The sequence below is a fragment of the Acinetobacter sp. YH12039 genome, from assembly GCF_013420015.1.
In the GTDB taxonomy this organism is placed as follows: Bacteria; Pseudomonadota; Gammaproteobacteria; order Pseudomonadales; family Moraxellaceae; genus Acinetobacter; species Acinetobacter amyesii.
Genome location: NZ_VOZA01000039.1, coordinates 13,023 through 28,970, shown reverse-complemented (window position 1 = coordinate 28,970; position 15,948 = coordinate 13,023). Strand labels below are relative to the sequence as shown.

Here is a 15,948-nt window from a genome sequence, read left to right as displayed (position 1 = left end):
ACGTAATTTAAGGGTTTTCATGTACTTATATTAACAATCAAAACTCAAGGAAAATAGTCCTTAGTTAAATCAAACGACACTTCAGGTCGTGTCGCTTATATCTCTGACCTGAAGGACAGAGTTTTACCCTCTATTTGATAAAAAAACACCTGAACAGTGTTCAGGTGTTGGGAAAGGGACTTAAGAGATCGTCGAATGATTAGCCATTCTTAATGCGAATGATGCGATCGGTACGATCATTGACTAACACGTAGTCACCATTGATTTTGTACCATTGTTGATAACGACCGGTGTTCGGTAAGCGGCGCGCTTCACGATCACTCACTTTGTAGCGGCTTGAATCGAAATAACGAGGAAAGCTTTGACCAACACGCCAATCGCGGCTTGGATTTACACGACGAAAGTCATTACGGTCGTAGCGATTATTGTCATAACGGTTGTTGTTATTCCAATTGCTCGGACGGTGATCTTTGTCCCAACGGTTGTCTTGATGTTGGTATGACGGATGGTAACGGCGGTCATCTTGACGATGGTCTGGCGCAGCAATGGCTGCTGTTGTTGCCATCAAAGCCGATACGGAAAGAACTAAACTCGATACGATTTTGTTCATGGGACACCTCTATACATTTCTAATCTGTTTTTCGATGATTCAAAATTAGCGAGAAAGTTCAGAGAAAGCGTGGGGGCAATATAGTTGAATTGTGAAATGTATGGAGGAAATTTGAAGGTGTGTAAATGATCTAAACGTTAGGCAGCATCAGCTTTTGCGGTTAAACATTAAAAAAACCTCATAAAAAAAGCCCAGAGTTGATCTGGACTTTAAAAATATGGCGAAATTAAATTCAAAACGGCTTACATACCTAAAATTTTCAGAATACTGTTACTATCTGAGTTGACCAATATGTAGTCATTATTGATTTTATACCATTGCTGATTACGCGATGGTTTAGGTAAGTTATGGTCTTTATAATCGACTTTATAACCATTACCACGATAATGCTGTGGCATCACATAGCCCGTTTGCCATTTATGTTGTTGCAAACGTTTGACTCCACGTTGTTCACGCATACGGCGTCGATCTTCAAGATCGTCATCGTCCTGATAACCACGGAATTCACGATCTTTTTTCATTTGACCATATGCATTGCCGCGTGGGCCATCAAAGCCACGTTCATCGTTCTTGAAGTGAGGCGCTGCAGACGTGATGCTGCTTGCTATTAAAGCACTGAAAGAAATAGCCAAAATTGGCAAAATCTTTTTCATGTTCAACCCTCATGAGTAATTTATCTTCAATATCACTACTGTACGCATTAAATGCAGAGAAACTGTGAAGAAAGATGAATATTTCTTTAAATAAAACGAAGAGATTGCGGATATTATGCGATAAATTTGGCGCCGAGAACAATCTTTCCATCTTGGAAGAGATGGTCCGATAATGCGTGCTTTTTATCCTTACAATGCAGCTTTGATTAAATTTGAGGTCTATTGTAAGCACGATCAAAAACGCCCATCAAGTCTTGATGGGCAAATAGGGTAGAGATACTGGAATGAAAACGGTGGGTAAATTCGGGTTTTAGTACCACTGCTCATTGAGGCATTGGAGTGAATAAATCGCTTGAGCCACAGATTCAGCTTGCTCGGCATCGTCCATTGCAGAGATCAAATTTTCAGTCAGTTGTAAGTTTTTAATTGAACGAATGGTTTCAATTTTGCGTGTTTGATCAGCCATTTGGGTCTCCTTGCCGTCGGTCTATGTCATGGCAAGCAGTCTATGCTTTTATATTTAATTTGAAAAATCGAATATTATTATAAAAATAATTTAAAAATACGATCAATGGCAAATTGGGTAATGAAGCTGTCTATTGATCAAAGCTTGTTGAATTTCAAATGCTAATCTAAGAGTTTAAAAAAAGGGCATCAAATGGCCCTTTTTAGTTCTAAATGTGTCACTTGGAACGTAATTAGTATGCGTATTTCAGGTCGGTATAATCCGTTAATGATTTTTGAATATGAGCTTGAATAAATTCATTAATATCTTCAGGTGTCATTGCTGCACCTTGTTTGGTAATCACATGCTCAAACGGTGCTTGATCTTGCGCAATGATGCGATAAACAAAGTTAGTGATCACTTGAAAGCCTGCTTCTTGCTTTTGAATGCAAGTGACATAGAAATAGGTATGCTCAAAGTTTAAGTCAGTATGCGAAAAAATAAATTGTTCAAATAATTTTGCATTTTGACCGACATCTAAGCCCTTTAAATCGTCCACGATACTCGGGTCGAATTTCATGCCATATTTTGCTGAAATCGGTTGACCATCGACCAGTAGGTTAACCATGCCATCCTCAGTTGGAGTCACTGTAATATTGCTAAAGTCAGACATGTATCAATCCAATGTTTTTAAAGAATGCCCCAAGTATCGGCAAATTTGCTAAAAACTCAAGTCGACTTTCGCGTGGACACCGCGAAATCAGTCGGTTAATGATGTCTTGTAGGCATTCAATACATAAAAAAGGAAGCTTGCGCTTCCTTTTTTAAATTGGCTTTCAGCTTATTCATCTTGGGCATCTATGCTGGCACCGGTTAAATGCAAGCTGTCGTCACCCATTAAATATAAATATGCAGGCATGATGCTTTCAGGCGTAGGCAAAGTTTTTGGATCTTCGTCTGGATACGCCTTTGCACGCATGGCAGTACGTGTCGCACCGGGATTAATGCAGTTAAAACGAATATTGGGGTGTTCATTTTCTTTGGCGAACAATGTACTCACGGCTTCAATGGCAATTTTTGAGACCGAGTACGCGCCCCAACGTTCACGGGCTTCACGTCCCACACCCGAACTGGCAAAGACCACTGAGGCATGCTCAGATTTTTGCAGTAATGGCATTAGCTCTTGAGTCAGTACAAAAGGCGCACGAAGGTTCACCGCCATAACATCATCCCATACATCCACAGGATAATGTTCTAGTTCAGTCCGCTCACCCAAAATCCCGGCATTATGCAAAATGCCGTCTAGGCGACCAAATTGCTTTTCTAAGGTATCGACCAACAGCTCATAATCACGAGGAGAGGCACTAGACAGTTGTAGCGGTAAAATCGCCGGTTGGGGGGCACCCAAGCCTTCAATTTCATCGTAAATCACTTCTAGTTTATTCAGTGTGCGTCCATGTAAGACCACGGTTGCGCCATGTAAGGCATAACTGAGGGCAGCCGCACGGCCAATACCATCGCCCGCACCTGTAATCAGGATAATGCGATCTTTGAGCAGATCGGGGCGAGGTTGATATTCTGAATATTTCATCCGTACCTCCTCGTTTTATTGTGTTGTGTTCTATCGTTATAAAGTCGCTGTGTTGAGCGTTTTCGGTTTGATGACCAAATCATGAATGACTTCATGCAGTTCAGCAACAGTCTTCACTATACAATCTGCATGCCAAGCTGTTAAGTCATCTTTGTGTTGTAAAGGTAAATAGCCATAAGCCGCAAGAATCGTGTACATCTGCGCATTACGACCGGCATCGATATCACGTGGATGATCACCGACATAGATACAGTCTTGAGCATCTAGATGGATGTGCTTGGCGGCTAAATACATCGGCTCTGGGTCTGGCTTGGTTTTACTGACATCATCTGGGCAAACCAATACCGAGCAGCGCTCAGTCAAATTCAGCGCTTTAAGCAGCGCTTCACTGAGTGAGCGCGGTTTATTGGTGACGATACCCCACGGAATTTGATGCTGTTCCAGTTCATCGAGTAGCGGATACATGCCTTCAAAAAGGTCTGTATCGACGGCAATATCTGCACCATAAAGTGCTAAAAAACGTTGACGATGTGCCAGAAAAATAGGGTCTTCAACGTCTAACTCTGGATAGACCAGTTTGACCATGGCACGCGCGCCTTCAGACACTTGTACACGAATGTCTTCTGCACTGACCACCGCAATGCCTTTGTCACGGCACATGTCTTGAATAATACGAATAAAATCAGCCGCGGTATCAATCAATGTACCGTCAAGATCAAAGAGTACAGCTTTCATTAGGCTTCTTTCACCGTATGAACCATGTAGTTCACATCCACATTCGGTGCGAGCCAATAGCGTTTGGTGATTGGGTTATAATGTAAACCTGTCATATCTTTGAGTTTTAACTCGGCTTGACGAATATCATGAGCTAATTCTGAAGGTTTAATAAACTTCGAATAATCATGAGTGCCTTTCGCCAACATGCGTAAAACATATTCCGCACCAATAATCGCAAACAAATAGGCTTTAGGATTACGGTTAATGGTCGAGAAGAACACATGACCACCCGGTTTTACCAGCTTTTGACAGGCTAAAATGATCGAAGCTGGATCGGGTACGTGTTCGAGCATTTCCATACAGGTGACGACGTCATATTGACCTGCTTGCTCTTCTGCCAATTGCTCTACAGGTACTTGGCGATATTCAATATTTTGTACATTTTCTTGTTCGGCATGTAAGCGTGCAACATTCAACGGCGCTTCGCCCATGTCGATACCCAATACTTGCGCACCGCGACGTGCCATGCTTTCAGCTAAAATACCGCCGCCACAGCCCACATCTAATACTTTCTTGCCAGTGATACCATTTGAATGCTCATCAATCCAGTTCAAACGCAGGGGATTAATCATGTGCAAAGGGCGGAACTCAGAATGCTGATCCCACCATATGGCTGCGAAAGCTTCAAATTTGGCAATTTCTTGTGGATCAACATTCAATTGCGACATCGGTTGCACCTCAATCAAGTCTTTATATTTTAGAAAAAAGTTTATGGGAGTTAGTGTAGCGCGTCCTGAAAAAAAAGCGATAAAAGCCTTAAAAAAGTTCACAGAATGAAAACGAAATCGACAGATTTGATTTATAGTGTTGCCATAAACTAATCATAATGATTTTGAGGACGATAAGTTCAATGAAAAAATTCCTTTTAGGCACGATTACAACAGCTATTTTGGCTTTTTCTGGCAGTGCGATGGCAGCGCAATTTGTCGCGGGGACTGATTACACAGTTATTCCAAAACCGATTAAAGTCGAACGTCCGGGTAAAATCGAAGTCCGTGAGTTCTTTTGGTATGGCTGCCCACATTGTTTTACATTAGAACCGCATATGCAAACGTGGTTAAAGCAATTGCCTAAAGATGTACGTTTTGTCCGTACACCTGCAGCAATGAATCCACTTTGGGAACAAGGCGCGCGTGCTTACTATGCATCGGAAGCACTGGGTGTTCGTCAAAAAGCACATTTACAATTGTTCCATGACATTCATGTGGGTCAAAAAAATATCTTAGAACAAGGCGCATTTGCTAAGTTCTACACCCGTTATGGTGTTCCTGAAGCGAAATTTAACAGCACATTTAAATCATTTGCTGTGTCTTCAAAAATTGCTCAAGCGAAAAACTTAGCGGCTCAATATCAATTGAGCGGCGTGCCTGCGATTACCGTCAATGGTAAATACATCGTACAAGGTGAAGATGCACGTACCGTTGAAATCGTGAAATTCCTTGTTGATAAAGAACGTAAAGCGAAATAACAGATGTTTTGAAAAAGCCGCACTCGATGCGGCTTTTTTTATGCCGGTACATTTTGCGTTTTAAGTCGATAAATTTTGCGGATCAGCGATTTGAGCCAAAGATCGATCCCAATGCAAGATGCCACGAAATAAGAGCTGAACTTGGGTCTGAGCTTGGCGGCGAAATTGTTGTAGCGCATCCGTACGTTGTGGAAGCTCAACATGTCGATGTAAGTCAATCCACTGCATTGCCCAACTCAAGGCCAATTCAAACAAAATTTGTCCCAATACTTTGAGGTCTTGTTCGGATTGAATATGTTGAGTCGCTTCAACTTGAGCCAGTGCATGGGCCAAATCGGTACTGAGAAAATTAAACTCACGTGTAATGGCTTGTCTTAAGGAAGCTGAACCACCCCAACGCTCTGCAATGAGAAACATCCATGCCTCAGGAAATTGTTCTACGGCATGAAATAAATAATCCAGACTCTGTCGTGTACGTGCATCGGGTGCTTGAAAGCATTGCTGACTCAGTTGATTGAGGACATTGCGAAGGTGCAAGGCCATTTGGTCGACCAGCTCCAAGCCGAGCTCGTCCATGTCCTGAAAATGGCGATAAAACGCAGCAGGAACCAAGCCGACATGACGGGAAATTTTGCGTAAGCTCAGACTACTGAAAGAACGGCCCGTAGTACTTAATGCAAGCGCTGCATCAAGGATGGCTTTACGACTTTGTTGCTTACGTTCTTCCCGTATCGACATGCAATTCGTCCTGAATTTTGCGTGGCTTCAGTCTAACAAATTTCCTGATGTCGTACGATGGGCCTATCAAAACTTGGATGAATGGATTTTGTAAATGCACACGAATGCGTCCCGAATCTGGCTGTACCTTCTGTTATAATGTGCCGCAATCAATTTTGTCAGATTAAGGACTCATTATGCGTATCGACCAACGAGCATTAGATCAATTACGTGAAGTAAAAATTACCCGTAACTACACACGTTATGCGGAAGGTTCTGTATTGGTTGAATTTGGTCATACAAAAGTTCTTTGTACTGCAAGTGTCGACAACTCAGTGCCGCGTTTCCTTAAAGGAAAAGGTCAGGGTTGGGTGACTGCTGAATATGGCATGTTACCTCGTTCAACACATACACGTACTGACCGTGAAGCGGCACGTGGTAAACAAAGCGGTCGTACTCAAGAAATTCAACGTCTGATTGGTCGTAGCTTACGTGCGATGGTCGATTTGAAAAAATTGGGTGAAAATACCATCAGCATCGACTGTGATGTGATTCAGGCAGATGGCGGTACACGTACAGCATCAATCACAGGTGCAGCAGTTGCCTTGGTCGATGCAATGAATGTCTTGCTTGAAAATAAAAAAATTAAACAAGATCCATTAAAAGGTTTAGTTGCTGCGATTTCTGTAGGGATGTATCAAGACGAAGCATTACTTGATCTTTGCTATGAAGAAGATTCAAGCTGCCAAACAGACATGAACGTAGTGATGACACAAGCTGGTGAGTTCATTGAACTTCAAGGTACAGCAGAAGACAAACCATTTACACGTACACAGTGTAATGAAATGCTTGAACTTGCTGAAAAAGGCATTCAAGAATTGATCAAAAAACAACAAGAAGCTTTAGGCTGGTAAGTTGTTTGATTCAGTTCAAACTGAATAAAGAACGCATCTTCGGATGCGTTTTTTTATGCGTTGAATATAGAAAATCCAACACGAATCGGCTATTCAGTAGCGTGTCTTTGACTCAAATTAATAGGATCAGGATGCTTTGAAGGACTAAATATGAAAAATTGGATGATGTATTTTTCTTTGTTCAGCGTATTGTTGATCAGTGGTTGTGATTTTTTTGGAAATCAGGATCAAGAGCGTGAAGGTGGTCGTTTTTCTGAACAAAGTGAAAACTCAAAAGATCAGGGCGATGATCAAGATGAGCGCGAGCAGCATGAAGACGATGCGGAGCATGAAAAGGACTCCGAGCATGAAGATGAAGCTCGACGAAGTTCAAAACAACAGCAAGATGATGATTAAGTCATGCTAGATCTTAAGCATCAAAAAGGGTGCAATAGCACCCTTTATTTATGTTTAGAGTAAGTCTAGAGCGTTAGGCATTAAAGCGCATCGATAAATCAATCGCTGTGACATCTTTGGTGAGCACACCCATCGAAATATAATCGACCCCTGTCGTTGCCACTTCACGTAAGTTTGCAATAGTGATATTGCCTGACGCTTCAAGTTTGCAGCGACCATTGACGTGTTTAACGGCATCAATCATTTGTTGCTGACTAAAGTTATCCAACATCACAATATCCGCACCTGCTTCCAATGCTTGGTTGAGTTCATCCCAAGTTTCGACTTCAACTTCCACAGGTTTACCCGGTGCAATCTGGTGTGCTTTGGCAATCGCTTGTTGGATGCCACCTGCTGCCATGATGTGATTTTCTTTAATTAAAAACGCATCAAATAAACCTAAGCGATGGTTTTGACCACCTCCGACAGCAACCGCATATTTTTGTGCAATACGTAGGCCTGGCAAGGTTTTACGGGTATCGAGTAGACGAGTATGCAAACCTTCAAGCTGCTGGACATAGGCAGCGGTTTTGGTCGCAACCGCAGATAAGGTTTGCACAAAATTTAAGGCTGGACGCTCAACCGTCAGTAAGCTACGCGCAGAACCTGCGAGTTTTAAAAAGGCTTCGCCTGCGGCCACACGGTCACCATCATTTTTCAACCAAGTGACTTGGACAGTGGCATCATAAGCCTGAATGAGTGCATTGACCCAAGGCTGACCTGCCAAGATCATATCTTCACGGCTGATAATTGTTGCAGTGGCTTGTTCATCTTCTGGAGTTAACAGGGCTGTAATATCGCCTTCGCCAATATCTTCTTGTAGTGCGTGTTGAATATTGATTTGGATTGATTGTTCAAGCAAAGATTGCGATATGCTCATAAGAAGTTCCGTATCTTTTTTAACCCAGGAAAATGTGCGTGTTATATTAGCATTGTTCCTGAAAAATGAGCGATTTTTAACTACTTTCACAGACTTGAATTGAGATTTCAATGTGAAAGTTTTAGCATTAAAACTTTCAAGTAGGGCTCGGCGTTTTGATCTGCAGCATTGCAGGCCGGCTTAGACACAGGATTCTTTTATGTCACAAGCAACAACATTTCAGGTGCAGGATGGGCAATTGCTAGGTGCGCGTCAAATTCCATCACCGAATTTTAACCAGCGTCCTGAAGATACCGAAATTCAGCTTGTCGTCATTCATAATATTAGTTTGCCACCTTCTCAGTTTGGCGGTGGTTATATCGAACAATTTTTCCAAAATCAGTTGGATTGGTCGAAACATCCTTATTTTCAAACCATTGAAGGGATGCAGGTATCGACACATTTATTGATCCTGCGTACAGGCGAAGTCCTACAGTTTGTCAATTTTAATGATCGGGCTTGGCATGCTGGTCGTTCAACCTATTTAGCGCAAAAAGAATGTAATGATTATTCGATAGGTATTGAGCTCGAAGGAAGTGATGATTTACCTTTTGAAGCTGCACAATATGCCGTGCTGACAGAGGTCGTGGCGTGTTTACAACAGGCTTATCCTAAAATTCAACAACATATTGCAGGGCATTCAGATATTGCACCGGGACGTAAAACTGATCCGGGTCCATTTTTTGAGTGGAACGCTTTTCGTCAGCAGCTGCATCATTTTAAAAACAAATAAACAATACACACTGCGTTTAATAAACCAATGAAATTCCTTGACGAGTTTCATTACAATAGGCGCACTTTCAAAAGTGAGAAATACCGATGGCGCTTTGGCGTTCGACAGTTATTGTCAGTGCAATGACTATGTTGTCCCGTGTATTGGGACTGGTACGGGATATTGTCCTGTTAAATGTATTTGGTGCAGGTAAAGACTTCGATACCTTCGTGGTTGCCTTTCGTATTCCTAACTTTTTTAGGCGTTTATTTGCAGAAGGGGCATTTTCACAAGCCTTTATTCCTGTATTGACTGAATATAAAACCAGTCGAACCCATGCCGAAGTCCAGATTCTGATTAGCCGTGTTTTTGGCTGTTTAGGTCTGGTGATGACTAGTTTGACGTTCATCGCGATGGTGGCCGCACCCGCGATTATCTATATCTATGCACCGGGTTTCCATGGTGATGCAGACAAGTTTGCGTTAGCCACCGATATGTTTCGCCTAACGATTCCTTACTTACTGTTTATGTCCTTAACGGCATTTGCCAGCAGTATTTTGAATAGTTATGGCTCATTCAGTACACCTGCGTTCGCTCCAGTGTTACTCAATGTCGCGATGATTGCCGGTGCGCTATGGTTAACCCCTTATATGGCTGAGCCAATTATGGCTTTGGGTTGGTCTGTTGTCGCGGCAGGCTTCTTGCAATTGGCGATTCAGATTCCAGAGCTGTGGCGTAAAAAATTACTGATTCCACCGAAAGTTGACTTCAAACACGAAGGTGTTGATCGCATCATGAAGTTGATGCTGCCAGCACTGTTTGGTGTCTCAGTGACGCAGATCAACCTACTGTTGAACACCATTTGGGCGTCTTTCATGCAAGATGGTTCGGTGTCATGGTTATACAGTGCCGAACGGATGACCGAATTGCCATTGGGCTTAATTGGTGTCGCGATAGGTACCGTAATTTTACCTTCGTTGTCTGCGCGTCATGCTGAACAAGATCAAGAAAAATTCCGTCGTATGATTGATTGGGCAGCTAAGGTCATTATCTTGGTGGGTGTGCCTGCAAGTATTGCGCTTTTCATGCTCTCTACACCTATTATTCAGGCCTTATTTGAACGTGGTCAATTTAGCTTTGAAGATACACAGATGACCGCATTGGCATTGCAATGTATGAGTGCCGGTGTGATTTCATTCATGCTCATTAAAGTGTTTGCACCAGGGTTTTATGCGCAACAAGATACCAAAACTCCTGTACGTGTAGGTTTAATGGCGGTCGCAGCCAATGCCATTCTTAACGTGGTGTTTATTGGATTCTTTAAACTGATTGATTGGCATGCTGAGCATATGGCCTTGGCATTGGCATCCTCTGGTTCCGCATTAGTGAATGCAGGGATGCTGTATTTTTATTTACATAAGCGCAATATTTTTCGCTTTGGCGCACATTGGAAAAAGTTGGTGATTCAGTTTGCGATAGCCAATGCTGTGATGATTGCTGCACTGTGGTATGGCTTAACATGGTACAACGGTGATGTATCTGCGTGGATGCGTGTCGCGGAAGTGATCATCTTATGTGTGATTGGTGTTGCTGCTTATGGTATCGCCTTAATTGCAACAGGCTTTAGACCACGTCACTTAAAACCTTAAAGCTAAAACCTACAGCGTAATGCGTTTGACGTTGATGTAAAAAAATAAGAGCCCATAGGCTCTTATTTTTTTGATTAAGACTCAAGATGATAAAAACATACGTTTCTGAATCATGAGTCTGAGGGGAGTAATTTGTAGTTTAAAACGACATTCAATCAGTCGCCTAAACTTTTCCTCGAGAGAGGAAACCAACAATTGCGAGAATGACTGCAATAACCAAAAGAATAACAGCAAAGTCTTTGGATAAGCCTGCCACACCACCAAAACCTAGCAGACTCGCAATCAAAGCAATTACAGCGAAAATAATAGCCCAGCGGAACATAGTTTTATCTCCATGTGATTTTTTATTCTGTCTCATCAGTATAGGAGTCACAGAAAGCATGCTATGTATTCTTTTGTTTATTTAATGTTCAATATTCGGTAACTTAAACGAGGAATTTATGTGCGGGTTCAGTTAATATGCCTGCCACCTTCGTTGCGAGCGAGAAGATGACCGATACTCTACGCCCACATTTTTGGAAAAAGCATGCTTTGACTGAACTCACCCATTTGGAGTGGGAGTCCCTCTGTGACGGTTGCGGGCTGTGTTGTTTAATCAAGCTTGAAGATGAAGATACGCAAGAGGTGGCTTACACCAAAGTGGCATGCAAACTTTTAGATTGTGAAACCGCCAGTTGTTCCGATTATCCAAATCGCAAATCACACGTTCCAGACTGTATACAGCTGACGCCACATCAGATTCACCAATTTCATTGGCTACCACCGAGCTGTGCTTATCGTAGAATTTCTGAAGGTAAAGATTTACCACGTTGGCATCATCTAGTGACGGGAAATCGTGACAGTATTTTGAAGGCACGAAAGTCTGCCGCAGGGCGTTGCATCAGTGAAGAAGACGTCAACCCGTCGGATATTGAAGATTATATTGTACGTTGGGTACGCTAAAGGACACAGATACGCTCTATCTTGGATCTAGAGTTGATCTTGTATCATAGCCAGAAAGTCTTGTTCTGACAGAACCTGAAATCCATGCTGTTTAAGGAGTGCTGTGGTTACTCCATAGCCCTCAATTTTTGTACGCGTAAAGCTGCCGTCATAAATATAATGACTACCGCAAGACGGACTACGATCCTTCAATACCACCACATCAACCTTATGCAATTGGGCCAATTCCAACATGCGATGGGCACCCGCGATAAATTCAGCACTGACATCTGTGCCCAAGACATCTTTGACTTGGGCTGTGCCATTGAGCACATCACTGGCTTGACCATTTTGAATTTCAGCAGGAAAACGTGGACAGCTCAGGCCACCCATCATTTCAGGGCAGGCGGTAATGACTTGGTGGGTCTGCATGAGTTGGCAAATCGCAGCTTGTGTATTTGATTTGGCATCATAGCGAACCGGTTGGCCTGCAAGACAGGCACTGACTAAATACTTCAGTGTCATCGTGTCATGCTCCACAAGTTTTAGCGACTTAAAAGTTCCATCGCATGGTCATAACTGAGCGGGCGATAAAAGTAAAAACCTTGTCCAGTATGACAATTACATTCTTTTAAGGTATCGACCTGTTCCGGTTTCTCTATACCTTCGACCAGTATATTCAGGGAAACACTCGCACCAATTTGGGTAATCGCTTTGACAATGGCTAGTGCTGAACAGTCGGTGTGCATGCGTTCCACAAAATTACGGTCGATTTTAATACAGTCGACAGGGTAGTTACTTAGACGTGTTAATGATGAATGACCTGTACCAAAATCATCTAAAGAAATGTGGATGCCATGGTCTTTCAATAAATTGAGGGCGCGAATCACATAATTTGAGCCACGTTCTGACAGGCTTTGCTCGGTAATTTCGACTTCAATAATGTCAGGTGAAATACCAAACTGCTTTAAGCGATTCAGTAGTTTTTCCGCATAATCATCACGTAAAAATTCGACAGGGGCTGCATTTATTGAAATTGGTAGCGGTTGAAGTCCGAGTTCAATCCATTTTTGAATATCTTGAAAGATTTTAATTTGCATCGTTTCACTAATGCGTGAAGCCAATTCATAATCTTGAAATGCAGCAAAAATTTGAGAAGGTAATTGTAATTGTTGGTCTTTATCGTACCAACGCAGCAAAGCTTCAAAGCCGACCACTTGACTGTCAGAAAGGCGAACTTTGGGTTGATAAAACGGAATAATTTGATTGGACTTAATCAGGCTGCGGGCTAGCGTTAATTGGCGAGTGGTGTTTTCAAGAATTTTAAACATGGTGTGGTTGAACATTCGCACCCCACCACGACCACTGCCTTTTAAATCATTCAGTGCAATATCTGCGCATTTAAGTAAATTCGAGGAATTTTGTGCATCGCGTGGGTAGATCGCACAGCCAATACTCATACCTATATTGATGCTTTGTCCATTATAGAAAATCGGCATATCCATTTGCTGACAGGCGATGCTGGCAATATCTGTTAATTGTTGTTGCGATTTTAAGTTCGGAATAGAAATGGCAAATTCATCGCCACCTAAGCGTGAAACCACGATATTTGCATCAAAACAGTGCTGAAAACGCTGCCCAAGGGTATGCAGTAAATGATCTCCGGCACTATGCCCTAAGGTGTCATTAATATGCTTAAAATAATCCAGATCGATCAATAACAAACCCAGTTGTTGCTGATGTTCTCGTGCCACTCTTAAGTGACTTTTAAAGACTCGACTAAAGGCACGGCGGTTTAATAAACCTGTTAAATCATCCTGTTCAATGATCCGTTGGAGTTTATTTTCCGCCAGTCGCTGTACCGTAATATCACGGGAGACACAGAGAATTTCTTTGACTTGGCCATATTCGTTGAATACTGGGCTGAGCATGTTATCCCAATAAGCCATGGGTTCATCGGCCACTTGGCTCATGCCGACAAAGCGAGAAGTTTTTCCTTGTTTGGCTTCTGCAAAAGCATTCAGACACGCGTCGCGGACTTCTTCAGGCAATAATTTGTGCCATGACATACCAAACTCAGTTTCAGTCGGCGACACACCGAGAGCTAAGCAACCAGCGCGGTTCATATGCAGAATATGACCGTCTAGGCTTAATAATTTAATACAGTCGACACTGGCATCTAACATTTGATTACGGCTGTCGAGTTTTTCGCGTAATTCTGCACATTGGGTATGTTGTAATTGTATATTCTTGGCTTGAGGCATTTGTTGAAATGAATATATAGATAGATCAATGCCTTGTTGAACTTGAGGTATTTGCTTTTGCTTTAATGATTGCTTCATACAATCTGTCCAATTGGGTCAGGCAAGCTAAAAATGGGATATCTAGCCGATCATACTTTAATTTGATCGATAAGGGATAAGATCTCTTGTTACATTATAGTTAACATTCGCCTAAGGATTTTTACATGCAAGATACTTAAATAACGACATCAAACCAGCCTCTTAAATTGAATATCGAATAAAGCAAAGATTCTGCCAAGGCAGTGTTAGAATAGAAAAAACGTCCCCAATTGCCGGAAACGAAATAATAAGATGTCAGACAGCCAAATTCCTCTTCCTGAACGCATGCGTCCTCATGATTTATCGCAAATTATTGGACAAGATCACCTTTTGGGTGAAGATGCACCGTTACGCCAGATGATTGACCAAGGGCATTTGCCATCGATTATTTTTTGGGGACCTCCGGGTGTAGGTAAAACCACAATTGCATTGTTGTTAGCGCAGGCCGTTGACCGACCATTTATTAGTTTATCTGCGCTCAATACTGGGGTGAAAGAGTTACGTGAAATCATCGCCGATGGTGGAGATTTATTGACACCTGTGGTGTTTATTGATGAAATTCATCGCTTTAATAAGTCACAACAAGATGCCTTACTGAATGCTGTCGAAAAGGGCAAAATTACCCTGATTGGTGCAACCACAGAAAACCCTTCATTTGAAGTTAATAATGCCTTATTGTCGCGTTGTCAGGTGTATACCTTAAATGCTCTGGATAATGACGTAATTCAGCGCTTATTGGATCAAGCCATTCACCAAGATTCGTTTTTAAAAGAGCGTTATATTCAAATCGAAGAATATGAAGCTTTATTTCAATTTGCCGCAGGTGATGCTCGTAAAGCATTAAATCTTTTAGATTTAATCGCCAGTACGTTTGAGCCAGACTTAGAAAATATCATTAACAATGCGGTGGTAGTCAAAGTTGCGCAGCAAAATATTGCACGCTATGACAAATCGGGCGAACAGCATTATGATCTAGTTTCGGCTTTTATTAAGTCGATTCGAGGCAGTGATCCAGATGCCGCTTTGTATTGGATGGCTCGAATGCTCAAAGGTGGTGAAGATCCTGTTTTTATTGCCCGTCGTATGTTGATTGCGGCATCTGAAGATATTGGCAACTCAAATCCAAATGCTTTACTGTTGGCTGGAGAATGTTTCCGATCTGTGCAGGCAATTGGTATGCCTGAGTGTCGAATCATTTTGGGGCAATGTGCGGTGTATTTGGCAACCAGTGCTAAAAGTAACAGTACTTATTTGGCCATCAACAAAGCCTTAGATTTGGCAGAAAAAACCTCGAATCTACCTGTGCCACTACATTTGAGAAATGCACCAACCAAATTGATGAAAGAGCAAGGCTATGGCGTGGACTATTTATATCCACATAATTATCCTGAGCATTTTGTCATGCAGGATTATATGCCGCCTGAACTGAAAGGCACTAAGCTGTATGAGTCTGCACGCAATAAACGTGAAGTCGAAGGTGAGCGTTTGCAGCAACGACGTTGGATGCAACAACAACAGCAGTAATAATTTGAATGATCATAATGGGAAGGCGCTTCGGCGCCCTTTTTTATGTCTATTTCATGCAAAAAAAAGCCCAACTCAAGGCGAGCTGGGCTGAAAAAATAGGATGTCTTTGGGGAGATACATCCTAGAGGGTAGATGGAAAATTTGGTCGGCATACACATTGAAAACTTATAGATCCTGGTGCTGCCTGGTATGTAGGTATCTTAGTGTGAACTTGGCTAAATGTGAAACAGAGGATTTTTATGGTTAACATTTGTTTTTTCGATCATAG

Annotated in this window: 19 protein-coding genes; 7 read left to right on the top strand and 12 right to left on the bottom strand. The window is 42.2% G+C overall.

Annotated elements, in window-relative coordinates; genetic code table 11:
- Positions 1–199: 199 nt before the first annotated feature.
- From FTT98_RS13770 to ubiG, 7 genes are all read right to left on the bottom strand, one after another.
- Positions 200–610, bottom strand: coding sequence for an RcnB family protein (locus FTT98_RS13770; RefSeq protein ID WP_168379728.1), 411 nt, complete (start codon positions 608–610; stop codon positions 200–202).
- Between the two features lie 242 nt (positions 611–852).
- The gene (locus FTT98_RS13765) at positions 853–1,263 is read right to left on the bottom strand and encodes an RcnB family protein (protein WP_180177489.1); all 411 of its coding nucleotides are present in this window, start codon (positions 1,261–1,263) and stop codon (positions 853–855) included.
- A gap of 310 nt (positions 1,264–1,573) precedes the next feature.
- Positions 1,574–1,729, bottom strand: coding sequence for a hypothetical protein (locus FTT98_RS13760; RefSeq protein WP_180177488.1), 156 nt, complete (start codon positions 1,727–1,729; stop codon positions 1,574–1,576).
- Between the two features lie 232 nt (positions 1,730–1,961).
- Positions 1,962–2,381 carry a hypothetical protein gene (locus FTT98_RS13755; protein ID WP_180177487.1) on the bottom strand — a complete coding sequence of 140 codons (420 nt, stop codon included), beginning with the start codon at positions 2,379–2,381 and terminating at the stop codon, positions 1,962–1,964.
- A 168-nt stretch (positions 2,382–2,549) separates the two neighbouring features.
- Positions 2,550–3,299, bottom strand: coding sequence for a YciK family oxidoreductase (locus FTT98_RS13750; protein WP_078190639.1), 750 nt, complete (start codon positions 3,297–3,299; stop codon positions 2,550–2,552).
- A 36-nt stretch (positions 3,300–3,335) separates the two neighbouring features.
- Positions 3,336–4,034, bottom strand: coding sequence for an HAD family hydrolase (locus FTT98_RS13745; RefSeq protein ID WP_180008597.1), 699 nt, complete (start codon positions 4,032–4,034; stop codon positions 3,336–3,338).
- Positions 4,034–4,744 carry a bifunctional 2-polyprenyl-6-hydroxyphenol methylase/3-demethylubiquinol 3-O-methyltransferase UbiG gene (gene ubiG, locus FTT98_RS13740; protein ID WP_078190637.1) on the bottom strand — a complete coding sequence of 237 codons (711 nt, stop codon included), beginning with the start codon at positions 4,742–4,744 and terminating at the stop codon, positions 4,034–4,036. The genes FTT98_RS13745 and ubiG overlap by 1 nt, the downstream gene beginning before the upstream one ends.
- A 182-nt stretch (positions 4,745–4,926) precedes the next feature.
- On the opposite strand from ubiG, the gene FTT98_RS13735 reads away from it, so the two are divergent.
- On the top strand, positions 4,927–5,544 hold the full coding sequence (locus FTT98_RS13735; RefSeq protein WP_078193271.1) for a thiol:disulfide interchange protein DsbA/DsbL: 618 nt from the start codon (positions 4,927–4,929) through the stop codon (positions 5,542–5,544).
- 60 nt (positions 5,545–5,604) lie between these two features.
- On the opposite strand, the gene FTT98_RS13730 is transcribed toward FTT98_RS13735, so the two are convergent.
- Positions 5,605–6,282: a TetR family transcriptional regulator gene (locus FTT98_RS13730; protein WP_180177486.1), complete on the bottom strand. Its 678-nt coding sequence runs from the start codon at positions 6,280–6,282 to the stop codon at positions 5,605–5,607.
- Between the two features lie 176 nt (positions 6,283–6,458).
- Here FTT98_RS13730 and rph point away from each other — a divergent pair, with 176 nt between their 5' ends.
- A complete protein-coding gene (gene rph, locus FTT98_RS13725) occupies positions 6,459–7,175 on the top strand; it encodes a ribonuclease PH (protein ID WP_078190634.1) in 717 nt (238 codons plus the stop codon).
- Positions 7,176–7,325: 150 nt separating this feature from the next.
- Positions 7,326–7,571 (top strand): hypothetical protein, encoded by a 246-nt coding sequence (locus FTT98_RS13720; protein ID WP_180110697.1) that lies wholly within the window; start codon positions 7,326–7,328, stop codon positions 7,569–7,571.
- Positions 7,572–7,644: 73 nt separating this feature from the next.
- On the opposite strand, the gene nadC is transcribed toward FTT98_RS13720, so the two are convergent.
- On the bottom strand, positions 7,645–8,490 hold the full coding sequence (nadC, locus tag FTT98_RS13715; RefSeq protein ID WP_180177485.1) for a carboxylating nicotinate-nucleotide diphosphorylase: 846 nt from the start codon (positions 8,488–8,490) through the stop codon (positions 7,645–7,647).
- A gap of 199 nt (positions 8,491–8,689) precedes the next feature.
- Here nadC and ampD point away from each other — a divergent pair, with 199 nt between their 5' ends.
- Together ampD and murJ are read left to right on the top strand one after the other, a co-directional pair.
- On the top strand, positions 8,690–9,262 hold the full coding sequence (ampD, locus tag FTT98_RS13710) for a 1,6-anhydro-N-acetylmuramyl-L-alanine amidase AmpD (RefSeq protein ID WP_078190631.1): 573 nt from the start codon (positions 8,690–8,692) through the stop codon (positions 9,260–9,262).
- An 86-nt stretch (positions 9,263–9,348) separates the two neighbouring features.
- Positions 9,349–10,890, top strand: a complete 1,542-nt coding sequence (gene murJ, locus FTT98_RS13705) for a murein biosynthesis integral membrane protein MurJ (protein WP_078193266.1) — start codon at positions 9,349–9,351, stop codon at positions 10,888–10,890.
- A 163-nt stretch (positions 10,891–11,053) separates the two neighbouring features.
- On the opposite strand, the gene FTT98_RS13700 is transcribed toward murJ, so the two are convergent.
- Positions 11,054–11,212, bottom strand: coding sequence for a DUF1328 domain-containing protein (locus tag FTT98_RS13700; protein WP_005006601.1), 159 nt, complete (start codon positions 11,210–11,212; stop codon positions 11,054–11,056).
- Between the two features lie 167 nt (positions 11,213–11,379).
- On the opposite strand from FTT98_RS13700, the gene FTT98_RS13695 reads away from it, so the two are divergent.
- Positions 11,380–11,832 (top strand): YcgN family cysteine cluster protein, encoded by a 453-nt coding sequence (locus tag FTT98_RS13695; protein ID WP_180041569.1) that lies wholly within the window; start codon positions 11,380–11,382, stop codon positions 11,830–11,832.
- Between the two features lie 27 nt (positions 11,833–11,859).
- On the opposite strand, the gene FTT98_RS13690 is transcribed toward FTT98_RS13695, so the two are convergent.
- On the bottom strand, positions 11,860–12,336 hold the full coding sequence (locus tag FTT98_RS13690) for a DUF523 domain-containing protein (protein WP_168379720.1): 477 nt from the start codon (positions 12,334–12,336) through the stop codon (positions 11,860–11,862).
- Positions 12,337–12,356: 20 nt separating this feature from the next.
- Complete coding sequence (locus FTT98_RS13685) at positions 12,357–14,153, bottom strand: EAL domain-containing protein (RefSeq protein WP_180041566.1); 1,797 nt, start codon at positions 14,151–14,153, stop codon at positions 12,357–12,359.
- Between the two features lie 252 nt (positions 14,154–14,405).
- Between FTT98_RS13685 and FTT98_RS13680 the strand changes: the two genes are divergently transcribed.
- Positions 14,406–15,677 (top strand): replication-associated recombination protein A, encoded by a 1,272-nt coding sequence (locus FTT98_RS13680; protein WP_180004338.1) that lies wholly within the window; start codon positions 14,406–14,408, stop codon positions 15,675–15,677.
- Positions 15,678–15,948 lie beyond the last annotated feature (271 nt).

What these genes read in the sequence shown, in the direction of transcription:
- FTT98_RS13755 (WP_180177487.1), bottom strand. Translation starts at nt 2,381, where the DNA reads ATGTCTGACTTTAGCAATATTACAGTGACTCCAACTGAGGATGGCATG.
- FTT98_RS13695 (WP_180041569.1), top strand. Translation starts at nt 11,380, where the DNA reads ATGACCGATACTCTACGCCCACATTTTTGGAAAAAGCATGCTTTGACT.
- FTT98_RS13745 (WP_180008597.1), bottom strand. Translation starts at nt 4,034, where the DNA reads ATGAAAGCTGTACTCTTTGATCTTGACGGTACATTGATTGATACCGCG.
- FTT98_RS13760 (WP_180177488.1), bottom strand. Translation starts at nt 1,729, where the DNA reads ATGGCTGATCAAACACGCAAAATTGAAACCATTCGTTCAATTAAAAAC.
- FTT98_RS13730 (WP_180177486.1), bottom strand. Translation starts at nt 6,282, where the DNA reads ATGTCGATACGGGAAGAACGTAAGCAACAAAGTCGTAAAGCCATCCTT.
- ubiG (WP_078190637.1), bottom strand. Translation starts at nt 4,744, where the DNA reads ATGTCGCAATTGAATGTTGATCCACAAGAAATTGCCAAATTTGAAGCT.
- ampD (WP_078190631.1), top strand. Translation starts at nt 8,690, where the DNA reads ATGTCACAAGCAACAACATTTCAGGTGCAGGATGGGCAATTGCTAGGT.
- FTT98_RS13685 (WP_180041566.1), bottom strand. Translation starts at nt 14,153, where the DNA reads ATGAAGCAATCATTAAAGCAAAAGCAAATACCTCAAGTTCAACAAGGC.
- rph (WP_078190634.1), top strand. Translation starts at nt 6,459, where the DNA reads ATGCGTATCGACCAACGAGCATTAGATCAATTACGTGAAGTAAAAATT.
- FTT98_RS13700 (WP_005006601.1), bottom strand. Translation starts at nt 11,212, where the DNA reads ATGTTCCGCTGGGCTATTATTTTCGCTGTAATTGCTTTGATTGCGAGT.
- nadC (WP_180177485.1), bottom strand. Translation starts at nt 8,490, where the DNA reads ATGAGCATATCGCAATCTTTGCTTGAACAATCAATCCAAATCAATATT.
- FTT98_RS13680 (WP_180004338.1), top strand. Translation starts at nt 14,406, where the DNA reads ATGTCAGACAGCCAAATTCCTCTTCCTGAACGCATGCGTCCTCATGAT.
- FTT98_RS13720 (WP_180110697.1), top strand. Translation starts at nt 7,326, where the DNA reads ATGAAAAATTGGATGATGTATTTTTCTTTGTTCAGCGTATTGTTGATC.
- FTT98_RS13765 (WP_180177489.1), bottom strand. Translation starts at nt 1,263, where the DNA reads ATGAAAAAGATTTTGCCAATTTTGGCTATTTCTTTCAGTGCTTTAATA.
- murJ (WP_078193266.1), top strand. Translation starts at nt 9,349, where the DNA reads ATGGCGCTTTGGCGTTCGACAGTTATTGTCAGTGCAATGACTATGTTG.
- FTT98_RS13770 (WP_168379728.1), bottom strand. Translation starts at nt 610, where the DNA reads ATGAACAAAATCGTATCGAGTTTAGTTCTTTCCGTATCGGCTTTGATG.
- FTT98_RS13750 (WP_078190639.1), bottom strand. Translation starts at nt 3,299, where the DNA reads ATGAAATATTCAGAATATCAACCTCGCCCCGATCTGCTCAAAGATCGC.
- FTT98_RS13735 (WP_078193271.1), top strand. Translation starts at nt 4,927, where the DNA reads ATGAAAAAATTCCTTTTAGGCACGATTACAACAGCTATTTTGGCTTTT.
- FTT98_RS13690 (WP_168379720.1), bottom strand. Translation starts at nt 12,336, where the DNA reads ATGACACTGAAGTATTTAGTCAGTGCCTGTCTTGCAGGCCAACCGGTT.